Genomic DNA, 17,130 nt, shown 5'->3' on the forward strand with positions numbered 1-17,130 from the left:
GGAGCTGCTTTTTTGCATCATGAGGTTAAGACCGGAAACATGCCTTTCAGCCCGGCACCAATCATCCCGACCGCGACCACGGCTAAGATTAATCCCATCAGTCTGGTAATCACATTCATCTCGGTTTTTCCGAGTTTGCTGCTAATGAAAGCAGAATAGTGGAAAAAGAGAAAGGTCAGGGCAATCACTGCAGCTATGCCAATCATGACAGCGACATAATGACCGATGCCGCTATGACCGGCGGAAAGGCTCATCACTGTTGCAATCGTTCCGGGCCCAGCAATAATCGGAATGGATAAAGGCGTGACGGATATATCGGCTTTTTCCTTGCTTTCCTTATGTTCATCATGATGAAGAGATTGCACGTGTGATTCTTTCGCATTCAATAGATTATAGGCAATGCCGAAAATGAATATGCCGCCCGCCACTCGGAGCGCATGAATGTTGATATCAAACAGTTTAAAGATAAGATGGCCGAAAACCAAAAAAGCCGCCAAAATAAAAAAGGATAAAATAGCTGCCTTCCGGGCAATCGCTTTTCTTTCCGCTGATGTATAGCCTTCTGTCAGCGTCAGAAATATCGGTACGTTTCCGATCGGATTTGATACTGCGAATAAAGAAATGAAGACGTGAACGATGAATGAGAACATCATATACCTCCTTGTTGGTATTGTCTGCACAGAAAATAGAATTATTCTTCCCCCTTTTACCCGGAGGTGATTTCCCGGTAAACCTTTATAGCCTGTCAGAAACGCTACCCTTATTCGCAATATAAAATCTCTGACGTTTTTCTTGAAACTGCTGAAAAGTCGATTTGGATGTTGAAATTAAGTTTAAGCTGGGCGGTGAACAATTCGACATTGATGTCCACAAAGACCAGATTAAAAATGAAAAGACCTTTATAAAGCTCTTCTCCGCATCGCTGAAACAACCTATGAAAATGACATTTTAATCAATCAAGTGGAGCAAAGCTTAGATAAAGCAGTGACGATATTCTTCACCATACCCGCCCTGAGCACGTCAATTGAAACGCAATATAAAGACTGACCGAATTCGGATTCACTTGGCTGACATCCGTTCGCTCGCAGTATCATATCAAGGATTTTGGAGATGTATTTGAGAAATATATGAATAACTAGCATAAAAAAAGACACAGCTGCTATAAGGCTCGTGTCTTTTTTTGTATGAATATTGATTACTTTACAACTTTTTTCTTTTATAATAAAACTATTAGTCTATTTTCCCTATATTACAGGTAAAGGAGTTATTTTATGTATTGTCCTCAATGCGGCCATCAAACTGATGGCGGAAAGTTTTGTGAGAAATGCGGTTCGCCGCTCCCTGGTCAACCAGGCCAACAGCAGACATCTCAGACTGGAGCCGCTGCAAAACAAGCAGCAAAACAGTTCGGTTCATTTGTCCTGGCCGTCCTGAAACGCCCTTATCAGGAATGTAAAGCAACAGGCGGAGAGCAGTTGATCAGCGCGGTGATTACGCTGGTTCTTTTCAGTTTGCTGACCCCTTTGATGTTTTATATTCTTTTTTCAGACGGTCCCGGAAGCGTAAGCTTTACAGCAATCTTCTTAGAGCCAACCATTTATTTTATTTTATTTCTATTTGGCCTGCATGCATGCATTTTTTTCGCCCTGAAAATCGCGGGGAACCAAGTGTCTTTTAAAGATTCATTCTCAAGATTCGGAGCGTTTCTCATTCCGTTTACGGCTATTTTGATTCTTGCCCTTTTCTTCTTTTTATTACATACAGACATTTGCTTTACTATATTAGCCGTTGGTTTAATCGGTGCATTCTTCGCCATTCCTCCTGCGATGCTGAGCAGTTACCAGCATTCGTATAAAGGGAAGGTTGATGTCATTTACTCAACGATTGTGATTTATCTGATCATCTGCGTCACATTTCAGCTTATTATCGAACACTATGTCAAAGAGATTTTCCGTTATATGCTCTTTTAAAAAGAACCCCATCACCTGCTGGCGATGGGGTTCTTTTATTGAATAGACGTTAAGTATATTCTTCCGTTCTTCACTACACCGGTATAGGTCCAATTATATGTTCTGAGCTTTGGACTGCCGCCTGATTTTGTGATTTCGAATTCTTCGTATGTTTTAATTGTGATATTCGAGCCGCTTTGACTAAAGCTTTTGACCTCTACATCAATAAATACTTCAGTCGTCCCCTCGCTATACAATTTCTTAACTAGTTTCTGCTGATCAGCATATAATGTGCTTCCTTTTTCCAAATTACCTTCCATCACTGCAAATTCATTTAAACTCACAGCACTTGATTGATTTGTCAGATAATCAACCATAAATGATGTCACTTGCTCTTTTGTAAGTGTGTCGGAATTAACTTTGGACTCATTTGATGACGCCCAAGCGGAGGTGTATATTTTAGGATTTTCATTTTTAAGAGTTTTTATATGGTCTCCTATGGAATCAGAAGTGGTCTCCGCACTCTCAAGCTTCCATTCTTGTTGTTTTTTATCATAAGACAAATAATAACGATAAGCTGTATGTTCTTGTTTCATCTCAGGTTCTGTATAATCATCAAAATAAGCTGATTCGTGAAGTTCATTTCCGTTCACTGAAACAATCCATTGTCCCTTGTCACTTTGTGAAATAGCAAATGAATCAAGATCGTAATCTGTTTCTATATATTTATCCTTATAATACATATGATTGCTCTTCATCTCTGAAATTTGTTTTTTCGTTTGAGCTTTAACATCGGATACAGCTTTTGTCATCTGTTCGGTTTTCCCATTGGAAAAGGCAGCCGTGTATTGCTCAGTCGCCTTATTAATGGTTTCTATGATGTTTTCTTTTGTTTCTTTATCGGGAACTAATCTCATCTTCATGTCGCTACCTGTAATTGGCATTGCATCAGTCATTTGCTTTCCCCATGGAAAGTCAGTTTTCACAGTCGCCGACATACTGCCATCAGTCAAAAGAGGGCCATATGTAAAAGTTTTGAATGGATCTTTATGAATCGACTTGCCGTTAATCAGCAAATCTCCCTTCCCGCTCTTAATGTCATCCGCTAAGCTGAATGTCACATCGTCTGCTTCCAATGAGAGATCTACACGAAAGCTGTTATCGCCAACCGCCTGAATGTCTTCTTTTTTCACAAGATCGACGACATCGTTTTTCAGTTTGGCTGAGACTGTATATTCACCGGGAATGTACGGACCAAGGGTTTGTGCTTGATCGGCTTTCTTTACAGATCCGGCTTCCTCTTTATTGACATATAAATCGGTATTTTTATAATTGCTAGTTACTTCAAAATAAACAGGTGCTATCATTAAGTCGTAATGATCGAATACCAGCAGGCTTTTCCCGTCTTTTTCCGCATATACGATGTCCTTCTGGGCTGCTTCATCACGCAGCGATGCAAAAAGTTCATCCTTTTTGTCTGGATGGTCCTTCAAATATGTAAGAAACGGTTTTACATTGTTTTTAGTGAGCTTCAGCTTGTCATTTACCGGTGTGAGAAGAGACGCGATTTGGTCCTTGTCCTCATCATTTACGGCCTGCTCAAACTTGTCAATTAACCTATCCTTTGAAGTAAAGTACGCTCCGGTTTTATATGCGGCAAATAATATAACGCACGCTGCGGCAATGCTGCTCCATAAAATGATGGTTTTCTTAGGAATCGGTTTTCGCGGAGCCTGCCTCGTTTCGGCAGTGCTTGCTGTTTCTGGATCGGCCTGTTTACTGCTCCCTCCGATCGGGATGCCGCATTCTTTACAAAACTTGGCCCCTTCATTATTCTTGGTACCGCAATTCTTGCAAAAAAACATGACTTTCCTCCTATTCTACTGAATTGATAACATTTACTACTTTTCATATTTTATAATAAAACAGAATGAAATTGGGAACGAATGAAAAAATTAAATGTCTATCAGACTAAAAAAGGTGGTAAGAATATGCAAAAGCTCAGGATCGAATTAAGAGAAGATACAAATGACGAATTATATGATCTATTGCTGCTCGCCGATCCGTCCAAAGACATTGTAGATGAATACCTTGAGAGGGGAGAATGTTACACGGCTTGGGCCGATGATGAGCTTGCAGGTGTTTATGTGTTGCTAAAAACAAGGCCGCAAACGGTTGAAATTGTAAATATTGCCGTAAAAGAATCTCTTCAGAAGAAGGGCTTTGGCAAACAGCTTGTACTTGACGCCATCGAAAAGGCGAAGGATCTGGGGGCGGACACAATTGAAATCGGCACGGGGAATTCAAGCATTCATCAGCTTTCTCTCTATCAAAAATGCGGATTCCGCCTTCAGGCAATCGACCATGATTTCTTTATCAGACACTATGATGAAGAGATTTTTGAAAACGGGATTCAATGCCGCGATATGGTGAGGCTTTATTTGGATCTTTTATAAAAGAGCTGATGGCTTTTTTCTCGGTATCCCGCTGCATTCCATGTCTCACTGATATGATAAAAAAAAGCCAGCATGAGAGTCAGACCGACAGACAGATATAATCAGCATCCATAAAAACTAGAAGGCCTGTGTAAACAGCTGCTGAAAGAGGTTCTACAATCAGAAAAAGTGAGGAAATTCTTCCGAAGTATTCAAGTCGGGACAGTCTTTAAAAAATACATATCTGTTTGTACATCAATATAGGAAATAGACAGGAGGAGAATAAAAGCTGGAGCTAGGAAAGTTTGCATAAAAAAACCGCCGAGACTTAACTCGGCGGTCTTTTTATTACTTGTTTAAGTTGTAGAAAGAGTTGATACCGTGGTATTGAGCAGTTTCAGCCAACTGATCTTCGATGCGAAGAAGCTGGTTGTATTTCGCAACACGGTCCGTACGAGACGGAGCACCTGTTTTGATTTGTCCTGCGTTTGTTGCCACAGCGATGTCAGCGATTGTGCTGTCTTCAGTTTCACCAGAACGGTGAGAGATAACAGCTGTGTAGCCTGCGCGTTTCGCCATTTCGATTGCATCGAATGTTTCAGTCAATGTACCGATTTGGTTTACTTTGATCAGGATAGAGTTGCCTACGCCGTTTTTAATACCTTCAGCAAGTTTTTTCGTGTTTGTAACGAAGAGGTCATCACCGACAAGCTGAACTTTTTTGCCAAGACGCTCAGTAAGAAGCTTGTGGCCTTCCCAGTCGTTTTCGTCAAGTCCGTCTTCGATAGAGATGATTGGGTATTTAGAAACCATTTCTTCGTACCAGTCAACCATTTCAGCAGATGTTTTCACAACGCCTTCGCCAGACAGATGGTATTTGCCGTCTTCTTTGTTGTAGAACTCAGAAGATGCAGCATCCATTGCAAGTTTCACTTCTTCGCCAGGTTTGAAGCCGGCTTTTTCGATTGCTTCAACGATTGTTTGAAGCGCTTCTTCGTTAGAACCAAGGTTTGGAGCGAATCCGCCTTCATCACCTACAGCTGTGTTCATTCCTTTAGCAGAAAGAACTGATTTCAGGCTGTGGAAGATTTGAGCGCCCATGCGAAGTGCTTCACGGAAGTTAGGAGCACCTACAGGCATGATCATGAATTCTTGAATATCCACGTTGTTATCAGCATGCTCTCCGCCGTTTACGATGTTCATCATCGGTACAGGAAGAGTTTTTGAGTTGAATCCTCCAAGGTATTGGTAAAGAGGAATCTGTAAGAAATCAGCAGCAGCACGCGCACAAGCCATAGATACGCCAAGGATTGCGTTCGCACCAAGTTTGCCTTTGTTTTCAGTGCCGTCAAGCTCGATTAAAAGCTGATCGATTGCGTTTTGTTCAGTTACATCAAAGCCAAGAAGCTCTGGAGCAATGATTTCGTTTACGTTGTTAACAGCTGTTAACACGCCTTTTCCAAGGTAACGGTCTTTGTCGCCGTCACGAAGCTCAACCGCTTCGTATTCACCTGTAGAAGCTCCGCTTGGCACTAATGCGCGGCCGAAAGCTCCTGTTTCTGTATATACTTCAACTTCAACTGTTGGGTTGCCGCGGGAGTCTAATACTTCGCGTGCATAAACATCAACAATGTATGGCATGAGTTTTGTCTCTCCTTTTGATTTTCAAATTATTTTTGAATTAAAGATGTTCCTGTCATTTCTTTCGGTTTTTCAACACCGAGAAGGTCTAATAACGTTGGTGCAAGGTCTCCTAGGATTCCGCCTTCACGCAGCGTAACGCCTTCTTTCGTTACAATCACAGGGACTGGGTTTGTTGTATGCGCAGTGTGCGGTTCGCCTGATTCTGTAATCAGAATGTCAGCATTACCGTGATCAGCGGTAATGATAGCGTGTCCACCTTTAGCGAGAATCGCGTCAACGACTTCGCCTAAGCATTCGTCCACTGCTTCAATTGCTTTAATTGTTGGTTCAACCATTCCGGAGTGGCCGACCATATCAGGGTTTGCGAAGTTCAGAATGATCGCGTCATGCTTGTCAGCTTCAATTTCTTTGACAAGCGCGTCTTTCACTTCATACGCACTCATTTCAGGCTTCAAGTCATACGTTGCAACTTTAGGCGAGTTGATGAGAATACGCTCTTCACCCGGGAATTCAGCTTCACGGCCGCCGCTCATAAAGAACGTGACGTGCGGATACTTTTCAGTCTCTGCAATTCGAAGCTGTTTTAATCCGTGCTGAGATAATACTTCTCCGACTGTGTTATCAAGATTTATCGGTTTAAACGCTACATAGCCGTCAACTGTTTCACTGAAGTGAGTCAGGCAGACGAAATACAGGTTCTTTGGATAATTCTCGCCGCGGTCGAATTCACGGAAGTCTTTGTTTGTGAACGTGTTGGAAATCTGGATGGCGCGGTCCGGTCTGAAATTATAGAAAATCACAGAATCGCCGTCTTCGATTTTCGCAACAGGCTCACCATTTTCTTTTGTGATGACAGATGGAATAACGAATTCATCGTGGATTCCATTCGCATATGAATCATCAACAACATCCAGTGCGCTGCGGTATGTCGGGCCTTCGCCGTATGCCATTGCACGATACGCTTTTTCTACACGGTCCCAGCGTTTGTCGCGGTCCATTGAGTAGTAGCGTCCGGAAATGCTGGCGATTTCTCCGACACCGATTTCCTCGATTTGTTCGTTCAGCTGGTTGATGTACGTTTTCGCTGTCTGCGGACCTACATCACGGCCGTCAAGGAAGCCATGGATATAAACCTTTGTCAGCCCTTCTTTTTTCGCAAGCTTTAACAGTGCGAATAAATGGTTGATATGGCTGTGCACGCCTCCGTCAGATAAAAGACCGAACAGGTGCAGGGCTTTGTTGTTTTCTTTCGCGTTGCTGATCGCGTCAAGGAATGTTTGATTGCGTTCGAACTCTCCTTCACGAATGGCAACATTTACGCGTGTTAAGCTTTGGTACACAATACGTCCCGCACCGATATTTAAGTGACCTACTTCGGAGTTCCCCATTTGCCCTTCAGGAAGACCTACAGCCTCGCCTGAAGCAGTCAATGTTTGATGAGGATACTGGTTCCAATAGCGGTCAAAATTCGGTTTTTTCGCTAAAGCGACAGCGTTCCCTACTGTTTCGTTACGTAATCCGAACCCATCAAGAATGATGAGTGCAGCTGGTTTTTTACTCATATTGACCTTCCTCCAATAATTGAACGAATGACTGTGGCTCAAGGCTCGCGCCGCCGACCAAAGCACCGTCAATATCGGACTCTGCCATATATTCTTTAATGTTTGCAGGCTTTACGCTTCCGCCATATTGGATGCGAAGCTTGTCTGCAGCTTCTTGGCTGAAGCTTTCAGCGACGGTTTTACGGATATGCGCACACACGTCATTCGCATCTTTCGCTGTAGAAGATTTGCCTGTTCCGATTGCCCAGATTGGCTCATACGCAATAACAGAAGCAGCAACTTGTTCTTCAGAAAGACCAGCAAGGCCTTTTTTCACTTGGTCAGCAACAAGATCATTTGTTTTGCCGGCTTCACGCTCTTCAAGCGTTTCACCTACACAGATGATCGGCACAATGCCGTGTTTGAAAGCTGCGTGTGCTTTTTTGTTAACTGTTTCATCAGTTTCAGCGAACATTTCACGGCGCTCAGAGTGGCCGATGACGCAGTAGTCAACGCCAAGGTCTTTCAGAGCAACCGGGCTGATTTCGCCTGTGAACGCGCCGCTTTCTTCGAAGTGCATGTTTTGAGCGCCGACTTTTAGGTCAGTGCCTTTAACAGCAGAAGCAAGCTTTTCTAAGAAAAGTGCTGGCGCGCAAACAACAGCTTCAGCTTTGTCTGCTGCTGGAATGGAAGATTTCACTTCTTCAACGAAGCTGACAGCTTCGCCGAGTGTTTTGTTCATTTTCCAGTTACCGGCGATAATTGGTTTTCTCATCTGTTCCACTTCCTTATAGCAGTTTTGAGATTATTTATCGTTCAGTGCAGCTACCCCTGGAAGCTCTTTGCCTTCCATAAACTCAAGGGATGCGCCGCCGCCTGTTGAGATGTGGCTCATTTTGTCAGCAAGGCCGAATTTTTCAACCGCTGCCGCAGAGTCTCCTCCGCCGATGACAGAGTATGTATCTTTCGCCTCTGCCAATGCTTCCGCAACCGCTTTTGTTCCTTGAGCGAACAAGTCGATTTCGAATACGCCCATCGGTCCGTTCCACACGACAAGTTTGCTGTTTTTGATGACGTCAGCATACGTTTCGCGTGTTTTCGTACCAATGTCGATTGCTTCTAAATCACTAGGGATTTCAGAGATCGGCACAATTTTCACGTTTGCATCGTTAGAGAAATCATCTGCAACGAGTACATCTTCAGGCATGTAGAAGTTAACGCCTTTTTCTTTAGCGCGGTCCATAAATGATTTCGCAAGCTCGATTTTATCTTCTTCAAGAAGAGATTTACCGACTTCATAGCCAAGCGCTTTTACGAAAGTATAAGCAAGACCTCCGCCGATGATCAGGTTGTCTACTTTATCAAGAAGACTTTCGATAACACCGATTTTGTCTTTTACTTTCGCTCCGCCGATGATCGCCGTGAACGGGCGGTCAGGGTTAGAAACCGCTTTTCCGAGTACATCAAGCTCTTTTTCCATTAAGAAACCTGCAACTGCTGGCAGATGCTCGGCAATTCCAGCTGTAGATGCGTGAGCACGGTGGGCAGCACCGAATGCGTCATTTACATATACATCTGCAAGCTCAGCAAATGCTTTTGCAAGCTCAGGATCATTTTTCTCTTCACCAGGATAGAAACGTACGTTTTCCAATACAAGAACGTCTCCGTCCTTCATCTCGGAAATTTGTGCTTTTACAGTATCGCCGTAAGCTTCATCCGCTTTTTTCACTTCTTTGCCAAGCAGTTCGCCGAGACGTGCAGCGACAGGAGTTAAACGAAGCTCCTCAACCACTTCGCCTTTCGGGCGGCCTAAGTGGCTCGCAAGAAGGACTTTTGCGCCTTGTTCTGCAAGGTGTTTGATTGTTGGAAGCGCAGCACGGATACGTGTATCGTCTGTTACTTCCCCGTCTTTCATTGGAACGTTAAAGTCGACGCGGCAGAATACAACTTTGCCTTTTACGTCGATGTCTTTGAGAGTTTTCTTATTCATGCCTAGGAGATCCTCCTTCAAAATGGTTTGCATACAGCACGAAAAACGTGAAACCGTCTGGTCAAGCGATAACGCCGCTAGGGCAGATCGCAGTCTTTTTTCGGCACAGGGCAGTTCTTCTAAAAGCCAGGGCAGCGGCCTTAGGCGAAAGCGCCGGCAAAGCTGCTAAAAACGCGGTCGTTTCTCTTTCACAGAGCGTTTTCTGAAAGCCGGTCTTCATGGAAAAAGGGAAAGGGAGTCCGTCCCCTTCCCTTGTCCGCTTTCATTATAGCGCTTCTATTCAAAAGAACCAAGTCAGGTCCTTTTTCAGCTATAAATTAAAGACCTTTTTTTGCGATGTAAGCTGCAAGGTCAACAACGCGGTTAGAGTAGCCGCTTTCGTTATCGTACCAAGAGATTACTTTTACCATGCTGCCTTCCATAACCATTGTAGAAAGAGCATCAATTGTAGAAGAGTTTTTGTTTCCGTTGTAGTCGCCAGAAACTAATGGCTCTTCGCTGTAGCCAAGGATTCCTTTAAGGTCGCCTTCAGCTGCTTCTTTAAGAGCTGCATTTACTTCTTCAGCTGTTACTTCTTGGTTCAGTTCAGCAACCAAGTCAACTAGAGAAACGTTTGGAGTTGGAACACGCATTGCTCCACCGTTCAGTTTGCCTTTTAGTTCAGGAAGAACTAGAGAAACTGCTTTAGCAGCACCAGTTGATGTTGGGATGATGTTTTCAGCTGCTGCACGCGCACGACGGTAGTCTTTATGCGGAAGATCAAGGATTTGCTGATCGTTTGTGTAAGAGTGAACAGTTGTCATCATACCGCGTTTGATGCCGAATTTATCGTTAAGTACTTTTGCAAACGGCGCAAGGCAGTTTGTTGTGCAAGATGCGTTAGAGATAACATCGTGGTTAGCCGCATCGTATTTATCTTCGTTAACACCCATAACGATTGTGATATCTTCTTCGTTAGCAGGAGCAGAGATGATTACTTTTTTCGCGCCAGCTTCTAAGTGTTTCGCAGCGTCTGCGCGTTTTGTGAAGAAACCAGTAGATTCAACTACGATTTCAACGCCTTGTTTGCCCCAGCTAAGTTTAGCAGGATCGCGTTCTGCAGAAACTTCAATTGTTTTGCCGTTAACAACAAGGTTGTTACCGTCAACTGAAACTTCAGCGTCTAATTTTCCGTGTACAGAATCATATTGTAAAAGGTGAGCCAGCATGTTAGCATCTGTTAAATCGTTAACCGCTACTACCTCAACTTCAGGATTGTTTAATGCTGCGCGGAATACGTTACGTCCAATACGACCAAAACCGTTAATACCGACTTTTACTGCCATGATTGTTTCCTCCTTTAAATAAGTGAGAGATATTTATATTGAGGGATTATTCATCCCTTAATAACTTCTTTGCGGCTCCTTCGTCTGTGACGAGAACCGTGTTGCGCGGCTTTTTAAAGTAAGCCTCGATCGCCTCGGCTTTTGATGATCCGCCCGCTACCGCAATAATATCGGGAATGGCGTCTATGTCATCCAGCTGCATTCCGACAGAATGCACTTTGTGGACCACTTCGCCGTCCGCATTAAAATAGTAGCCAAACGCTTCTGTCACCGCGTCGTTATCATCTATTTTCTTTAAGTCTTCTAAAGGTGTGTTTCTGCGCTGAGCCATAGTTTTAGCTTCGCCGATTCCGTGAACCAGCATACTCGCTGATTTAATGGTGTTCAGCACCTCTTTGACAGAAGGCTCTTCAATAATAGATGAATAGGCGCCTTGTGACAGCTGTCCCGGAACAAACAAAAGCCGGTAAGTGCCTGAAGCCTTCTCCGCCATATGCGCGCATATGGTGTTCGCCTGGTTTTTCACGTCTTCGCCTAAACCGCCTCTTGCAGGCACAAACAAAAGCTCGCGGTTTTTAGAATCCGGCGTCATCATTTCGGCGACAGCTTCAATTGTCGTACCGCCAGTTACAGCGACGATATTTTTGCCTGAAAATCTTTTTTTCATACATGCGACAGCCGCTCTACCCATTTCTTTTTTGACCCATGGAGAGTGATCGCTGTCTCCGGATACGATAATGACATCCTTTAGATTTAAACGTTCTTTTAATGTCTTTTCCAAAAGCGTCAAACCTAAAACATCTTTCATTGTATCTTCCAGAACAGAAAGCAGTTCATAGCCCTCTTCTGTCAATGTCATGCCGTTTGTCTTAATATCGACCAGGTTCTGTTCCTTTAAAAACTGAACCTCGCCCCTCAGCACACGCTCGCTGATTTCGAGACTGGCAGACAGGCTTCTTCGCCCGATGGGTTCTGTCAGCCTGATATACTGCAAGATTTCAAACCTCTTTTGCATAACGAGCAGAAGATCAGGCAATAATTTTTTTTGAGCTTGTATTAACTGGTTCATGACTCAAACGTTCCTTCCTTTTTTGCTGGACATTATATGTCCCGCTATGACAAAAAACGTCCCATCATAGCCAAAAAAAATCATTTCTGCTTTCTTTAATTATTTTAACAGGGTAGAATTGTTTATTCAACTGTTAAGAGCCAATTCATCGACAATATTCGCAGAGTTTTCATGCCGCGGCGTTTTAACTAGCACTATTTTTTCCTATATATCTTTATCTTATACAGAAATCGCCAAATGGTGCATCCCAATATAAACAGCCCTTCCCAGAGAAAGGGCTGTTCTTTTAAAGCGTTTTCATTTTATCCAGAGCTTTTCAATTTCTTCAAGCGATTTGTTCTTCGTTTCCGGGCAGATTGTTACGACAAACAGGAAGCAAAGGATGTTAATCACCGCGAAGATCCAGAATGTATAGGCGAGCCCGAACGAATCAATCATCATTGGCACAAACTGTCCGATCGCCCAGTTTGCTCCCCATAAAAAGATGGTCGCAATGCCCGCAGCCCGCGCACGCAGATGGTTCGGGAAGATTTCAGAAATCATAATCCATGTGATCGGTCCAACCGAGACACAGAAAGCAGCGACAAAACCTAATATAAGGATGATCATCATGATCCCGCTTGTTAACTCAAAATAAAACGACGTCCCGATTAAAATCATAAAAATAGCCATAAAAGCAGAACCGATGGACATCAGTTTTTTCCGTCCGACTTTATCAATCAGCAACACCGCAATAACGGTAAAGATGACTTCTACAACTCCAACGATACAAGTCGTCACGAATCCGGCGTTTTGCCCGAATCCCATCATTTTAAAGATTTCCGGCCCGTAGTAAGTAATGGCGTTCATGCCGATGACTTGGTTAAACAGCGCCAGCAGGATTCCAATGACAAGCGCCTTTCTGAGGCCCGGCTTAAACAGCTGGGAGAGCGACCCCATTTGTTCTATTTTTAAAGAGTTCTCAATGTTCTTTAATTCTTCTTTTGCAACAGTTTCTCCATTAATACGTGTCAGAATCTTTAAAGCTTCGTTTGTTTTGCCCGCTTTCGCCAGCCATCTCGGACTTTCCGGGACGACGAGCAGGACAAGGAAAAAGATGACGGACGGCACCATTCCATAAGCAAGCATCCATCTCCAGCCGGTGTGCACGCCCCATTCGTATGTTCCGGACCGCTGCACAGCCAGATTAATAAAGTATGTTGCGGAAATACCCAGGATCGTAAAGAGCTGATATAAGGATGATAAACTTCCGCGTATGGCGGGCGGCGCCGCTTCTGTAATGTACGTAACAGAAAGCGATGAGCCCATCCCGATTCCCAGGCCCCCGATAATCCTTGCAATGATCAAAGTGGACACATCTTGAGAAAGCGCTGAAACGATTGCTGATATCGCAAATAACAAAGCGGCTGTCATTAAAATTTTTCTCCGGCCGAATCTGTCACTTAAAAATCCGGATATCCCGACGCCCACAACTCCTCCAATCATAATGCTTGAAATGACAAGTCCCTCCATAAACGGACTCAGGCTGTATAAATCTTTCAGAAAACCGATGGCGCCAGAAATCACTGCCGTGTCATAGCCATACAATAAGCCGCCAAGCCCCGCCGCGCATGAGATCAAAATGACAAATCCCATTGAATGGCTTCTTGTTACAGGAACATTTGGTTCTAATTGAGTTGGAGTATTCTTCATTTCCCTGCCCTCCCGAAATGTTGAGTAAAGCGTTTTCATTTCAACCTGTAATTGTACGTACTTATATTAAAATTTAACGAAAATTACATTTAATTAGTACGTACAAATATAGAATAATCTTGTTTGCATTTTCTGTCAATGTTTTCTTCCAAAGAACGCTATGATATACTGAAATTTGTCCGTATACATTTTGGAGGAATGGATATGTTACCAAAATACGCGCAAGTAAAAGAAGAAATTAGTTCATGGATTAATCAAGGCAAAATACTGCCCGATCAAAAAATCCCTACCGAAAACGAATTAATGCAGCAATTCGGCGTCAGCCGGCATACCATTCGCAAAGCGATCGGAGACCTCGTATCACAAGGTCTGCTGTACAGCGTGCAAGGCGGAGGCACCTTTGTCGCTTCACGCTCTGCGAAGTCAGCGCTGCATTCCAATAAAACGATCGGTGTTTTGACAACCTACATATCAGACTATATTTTCCCGAGCATTATTAGAGGAATCGAGTCCTATTTAAGCGAGCAGGGATATTCTATGCTTTTGACAAGCACAAACAACAACCCGGACAATGAAAGAAGAGGCTTGGAAAACCTGCTGTCCCAGCATATTGACGGACTCATCGTAGAACCGACAAAAAGCGCCCTGCAAACCCCAAACATCGGCTACTATCTGAACTTGGAGAAAAACGGCATTCCCTTTGCGATGATTAACGCGTCATATGCCGAGCTTGCCGCACCGAGTTTTACCTTGGATGATGTGAAAGGCGGCATGATGGCGGCTGAGCATTTGCTTTCTCTCGGCCACACGCACATGATGGGTATTTTTAAAGCTGATGACACACAAGGCGTGAAACGGATGAACGGATTTATACAGGCGCACCGGGAGCGTGATTTGTTCCCCTCTCCAGATATGATTGTGACATTTACAACGGAAGAAAAAGAATCAAAACTTCTGGAGAAAGTAAGGGCCACACTGGAGAAAAACAGCAAGCATATGCCGACAGCCATTCTTTGTTATAACGATGAAATTGCGCTGAAGGTGATCGATATGCTGCGGGAGATGGATCTAAAAGTGCCGGAGGATATGTCTATCGTCGGGTATGATGATTCACATTTCGCCCAAATCTCCGAAGTGAAACTAACCTCTGTCAAGCACCCGAAATCCGTGCTCGGTAAAGCGGCGGCGAAATATGTGATTGACTCCCTTGAGCATAAAAAGCCAAAGCAAGAGGATGTTATATTTGAGCCTGAGCTGATCATTCGCCAGTCCGCACGAAAACTGAATGAATAAAAAAAGCAATGTATGGGTCTCCCCGCTACATTGCTTTTTTTATAGCTGTTATCTGTTTTCCCAAACATCAGCGATGATTTCAAACGAACGCATTCTGTCTGCGTGTTCATAGGTTTCTGAGTTAACCATAATTTCGTCAGCCTGTGTCGTTTTGACGAAGTCTTCAAGCTTCGCCTTCACTTCTTCCGGCCCTCCGACAATCGTGGAGCTTAACTGCTCATTGACCATCGCTTTTTCATACGGGCTCCAGATTTGGTCCATATCCTCAACAGGCGGCTTCAGCTGGTTCGGCGTACCGCGGACAAGATCAAGAAATCTTTGATAATGTGAAGTCGCAAGGTGCTGCGCTTTCTCGTTTGTATCTGCCGCGATAATGGTGACACCGACCATTGCATACGGTTCGTCGAGCACTTCAGACGGCGTGAAGGAATTGCGGTACAGCTCTAAGGCAGGAACCGTATTCGCCGGCGAGAAATGAGCGGCGAAGGCAAACGGAAGACCTAGTTCACCTGCAAGGCGGGCGCTGAAGCCGCTTGAGCCCAGCAGCCAAATCGGCACATCTATGCCCTCTCCGGGAATAGCGCGGACTTGATTGCGCACATTTCCCTTCAGTTTAAAGTAATTGCGCAGTTCCTCTAATTGTTCAGGAAAATCCTCTCCGCTGTTGATGTTTCTGCGGAGCGCTCTTGCTGTCAATTGGTCCGTTCCCGGCGCACGTCCGAGCCCCAGGTCAATCCGCCCGGGATACAATGTTTCGAGTGTGCCGAATTGTTCAGCAATGATTAATGAAGAGTGATTCGGGAGCATAATGCCGCCGGAACCGACGCGGATTTTCTTAGTGCCTCCGGCAATATGGCCAATCAAAACTGCGGTGGCAGAGCTTGCCACACCTTCTATATTATGATGCTCAGCAAGCCAGTAACGGTGATAGCCCCATTCCTCCGCACGGCGCGCCAAGTCCATGCTGTTTCGGAATGATTCCGCGATCGTTCCTCCCTGAACAACCGGAGATAAATTCAAGACAGAAAGCAAGGTATCTTTGCGTTGGTTGTTAGACATATTGTTCTCCTTTGCAAATGTGTTATCAGGAAACAGCCCAAAGCTGTCAGGTCATGATCGAATGTACTTCTATCACACCATAACACAACTGCATTCAGGAATAAAAGAATTTGATTCGATGAAATTCGAACAATATAAAACGAACGGTTTGGGACGTTATTCTGCTCTAAACAGCTCCTTAGCCATCTCAATAAAGAGCTTAGCCGCCAGAGAAGCCTCCTTCAGCGACGGAACAGCTAGCTGCACATCACGGTATACCTGCGGGTCCAACTCTCTGGTCACCACATGCTCCGGCAGCGGCATGTGCGACATGGACATTTCTGATAAAATCGCGAGACCCAGTCCTTCTTTGACCATACTGATCGAGGTGTTCATGTTATAGACTGTGAAAGCGGCGTTCAGCGTAGCGCCCGCTTGCCTGAACATATCGTGAAAAGGTGATTCATAGCCGCCGTCGCAGACGATCATCGGTTCATGATCGAGGTCTTTCAGCGTAATGGCTGAACGGCTGCAAAGCGGGTGATCATCCCTGAGCACGACAGCCATTTTGTCTTTTTTCAAATGAATATACTCCATCTCCTCTGTTGGATACAGAAGAATGCCGACATCTATCATCCGCGTGTGAAGCCACTCCTTGACTTCATTTACAGTTCCCTCGTGCAGCACAAGCTCCAGTTTCGGATATTTTTGTTTAAATTCACTAATCAGCTTTGGCATAAAATAAGCTGAGGCAGTTGAGAATGTGCCAATATGGATTGTACCCAGTTCAAGCCCTTTTTCCGCGGCTGCGACCTGCTCAACTTTTTCAATGCCTTTTAAGACTTCCCTGATGTGTACTAAGATCTGTTTTCCCGTATCAGTCAGCATCAGGCCATTGCGGCGGTCACGAATAATCAGCTTTACATCAAGCTCAGCTTCGATTGCAGAAATCGCATGGCTGACAGCCGGCTGTGTCATGTTCAGCGCCTGACCCGCTTTTGTAAAGCTTCCCGTTTCAGCTATTTTGACGAAAACCTTTAATTGTGTAATAGTCATAACAATTTACTTATGCTCCTCATAAAAAAGATTCATTTTATTTATCTTATGTTCTACCGTATCATATGATGGAAAAGTTCTACAAGGAGTGAATGAAC

14 protein-coding genes and 1 pseudogene are annotated in these 17,130 nt (G+C 44.2%); 4 read left to right on the plus strand and 11 right to left on the minus strand.

The genetic code is table 11. The features are described from left to right. Positions 1 to 17: 17 nt before the first annotated feature. Entirely contained in the window at positions 18 to 653 is a 636-nt protein-coding gene (locus MY9_RS17045) for an NAAT family transporter (RefSeq protein ID WP_080478277.1), read from the minus strand. A gap of 96 nt (positions 654 to 749) precedes the next feature. Between MY9_RS17045 and MY9_RS17050 the strand changes: the two are divergent. Further along, positions 750 to 1,139 (plus strand): annotated as a pseudogene (locus tag MY9_RS17050) (YvbH-like oligomerization domain-containing protein); the annotation flags it as partial. A 132-nt stretch (positions 1,140 to 1,271) separates the two neighbouring features. Beyond that, the gene (locus tag MY9_RS17055; RefSeq protein ID WP_014665411.1) at positions 1,272 to 1,970 is read left to right on the plus strand and encodes a zinc ribbon domain-containing protein; all 699 of its coding nucleotides are present in this window, start codon (positions 1,272 to 1,274) and stop codon (positions 1,968 to 1,970) included. Between the two features lie 35 nt (positions 1,971 to 2,005). Here the strand turns inward: MY9_RS17055 and MY9_RS17060 are convergent, their stop codons facing one another. Next, complete coding sequence (locus tag MY9_RS17060; RefSeq protein WP_014665412.1) at positions 2,006 to 3,814, minus strand: zinc ribbon domain-containing protein; 1,809 nt, start codon at positions 3,812 to 3,814, stop codon at positions 2,006 to 2,008. Positions 3,815 to 3,940: 126 nt separating this feature from the next. Between MY9_RS17060 and MY9_RS17065 the strand changes: the two genes are divergently transcribed. Beyond that, positions 3,941 to 4,405 (plus strand): GNAT family N-acetyltransferase, encoded by a 465-nt coding sequence (locus MY9_RS17065; RefSeq protein WP_014665413.1) that lies wholly within the window; start codon positions 3,941 to 3,943, stop codon positions 4,403 to 4,405. 327 nt (positions 4,406 to 4,732) lie between these two features. Here MY9_RS17065 and eno read toward each other — a convergent pair whose 3' ends face one another. From eno to araE, 7 genes are all read right to left on the minus strand, one after another. After that, complete coding sequence (gene eno, locus MY9_RS17070) at positions 4,733 to 6,025, minus strand: phosphopyruvate hydratase (protein ID WP_003151625.1); 1,293 nt, start codon at positions 6,023 to 6,025, stop codon at positions 4,733 to 4,735. A 29-nt stretch (positions 6,026 to 6,054) separates the two neighbouring features. Next, positions 6,055 to 7,590 (minus strand): 2,3-bisphosphoglycerate-independent phosphoglycerate mutase, encoded by a 1,536-nt coding sequence (gene gpmI, locus MY9_RS17075; protein WP_014665414.1) that lies wholly within the window; start codon positions 7,588 to 7,590, stop codon positions 6,055 to 6,057. Next, positions 7,583 to 8,344, minus strand: coding sequence for a triose-phosphate isomerase (gene tpiA / locus MY9_RS17080; protein WP_003243394.1), 762 nt, complete (start codon positions 8,342 to 8,344; stop codon positions 7,583 to 7,585). Before tpiA ends, gpmI begins: the two co-directional genes overlap by 8 nt. A 30-nt stretch (positions 8,345 to 8,374) precedes the next feature. Beyond that, positions 8,375 to 9,559 carry a phosphoglycerate kinase gene (locus tag MY9_RS17085; protein ID WP_014665415.1) on the minus strand — a complete coding sequence of 395 codons (1,185 nt, stop codon included), beginning with the start codon at positions 9,557 to 9,559 and terminating at the stop codon, positions 8,375 to 8,377. Between the two features lie 317 nt (positions 9,560 to 9,876). Further along, on the minus strand, positions 9,877 to 10,884 hold the full coding sequence (gene gap, locus MY9_RS17095; RefSeq protein WP_003219957.1) for a type I glyceraldehyde-3-phosphate dehydrogenase: 1,008 nt from the start codon (positions 10,882 to 10,884) through the stop codon (positions 9,877 to 9,879). A gap of 46 nt (positions 10,885 to 10,930) precedes the next feature. Next, complete coding sequence (gene cggR / locus MY9_RS17100; protein WP_014665418.1) at positions 10,931 to 11,953, minus strand: gapA transcriptional regulator CggR; 1,023 nt, start codon at positions 11,951 to 11,953, stop codon at positions 10,931 to 10,933. A gap of 297 nt (positions 11,954 to 12,250) precedes the next feature. Then, on the minus strand, positions 12,251 to 13,645 hold the full coding sequence (araE, locus tag MY9_RS17105; RefSeq protein WP_014665419.1) for an arabinose-proton symporter AraE: 1,395 nt from the start codon (positions 13,643 to 13,645) through the stop codon (positions 12,251 to 12,253). Positions 13,646 to 13,849: 204 nt separating this feature from the next. On the opposite strand from araE, the gene araR reads away from it, so the two are divergent. Then, complete coding sequence (gene araR, locus MY9_RS17110; RefSeq protein WP_040081787.1) at positions 13,850 to 14,938, plus strand: arabinose utilization transcriptional regulator AraR; 1,089 nt, start codon at positions 13,850 to 13,852, stop codon at positions 14,936 to 14,938. Between the two features lie 48 nt (positions 14,939 to 14,986). Here the strand turns inward: araR and MY9_RS17115 are convergent, their stop codons facing one another. Together MY9_RS17115 and MY9_RS17120 are read right to left on the minus strand one after the other, a co-directional pair. After that, positions 14,987 to 15,997 (minus strand): LLM class flavin-dependent oxidoreductase, encoded by a 1,011-nt coding sequence (locus MY9_RS17115; RefSeq protein ID WP_014665421.1) that lies wholly within the window; start codon positions 15,995 to 15,997, stop codon positions 14,987 to 14,989. Between the two features lie 156 nt (positions 15,998 to 16,153). Beyond that, on the minus strand, positions 16,154 to 17,032 hold the full coding sequence (locus MY9_RS17120; protein ID WP_014665422.1) for a LysR family transcriptional regulator: 879 nt from the start codon (positions 17,030 to 17,032) through the stop codon (positions 16,154 to 16,156). Positions 17,033 to 17,130: the final 98 nt, after the last annotated feature.

This window comes from Bacillus sp. JS (assembly GCF_000259365.1).
Taxonomy (GTDB): Bacteria; Bacillota; Bacilli; order Bacillales; family Bacillaceae; genus Bacillus; species Bacillus stercoris.

Coding starts and splice junctions, on each gene's coding strand:
- MY9_RS17045 (WP_080478277.1), bottom strand. CDS start 653: ATGATGTTCTCATTCATCGTTCACGTCTTCATTTCTTTATTCGCAGTA.
- MY9_RS17055 (WP_014665411.1), top strand. CDS start 1,272: ATGTATTGTCCTCAATGCGGCCATCAAACTGATGGCGGAAAGTTTTGT.
- MY9_RS17060 (WP_014665412.1), bottom strand. CDS start 3,814: ATGTTTTTTTGCAAGAATTGCGGTACCAAGAATAATGAAGGGGCCAAG.
- MY9_RS17065 (WP_014665413.1), top strand. CDS start 3,941: ATGCAAAAGCTCAGGATCGAATTAAGAGAAGATACAAATGACGAATTA.
- eno (WP_003151625.1), bottom strand. CDS start 6,025: ATGCCATACATTGTTGATGTTTATGCACGCGAAGTATTAGACTCCCGC.
- gpmI (WP_014665414.1), bottom strand. CDS start 7,590: ATGAGTAAAAAACCAGCTGCACTCATCATTCTTGATGGGTTCGGATTA.
- tpiA (WP_003243394.1), bottom strand. CDS start 8,344: ATGAGAAAACCAATTATCGCCGGTAACTGGAAAATGAACAAAACACTC.
- MY9_RS17085 (WP_014665415.1), bottom strand. CDS start 9,559: ATGAATAAGAAAACTCTCAAAGACATCGACGTAAAAGGCAAAGTTGTA.
- gap (WP_003219957.1), bottom strand. CDS start 10,884: ATGGCAGTAAAAGTCGGTATTAACGGTTTTGGTCGTATTGGACGTAAC.
- cggR (WP_014665418.1), bottom strand. CDS start 11,953: ATGAACCAGTTAATACAAGCTCAAAAAAAATTATTGCCTGATCTTCTG.
- araE (WP_014665419.1), bottom strand. CDS start 13,645: ATGAAGAATACTCCAACTCAATTAGAACCAAATGTTCCTGTAACAAGA.
- araR (WP_040081787.1), top strand. CDS start 13,850: ATGTTACCAAAATACGCGCAAGTAAAAGAAGAAATTAGTTCATGGATT.
- MY9_RS17115 (WP_014665421.1), bottom strand. CDS start 15,997: ATGTCTAACAACCAACGCAAAGATACCTTGCTTTCTGTCTTGAATTTA.
- MY9_RS17120 (WP_014665422.1), bottom strand. CDS start 17,032: ATGACTATTACACAATTAAAGGTTTTCGTCAAAATAGCTGAAACGGGA.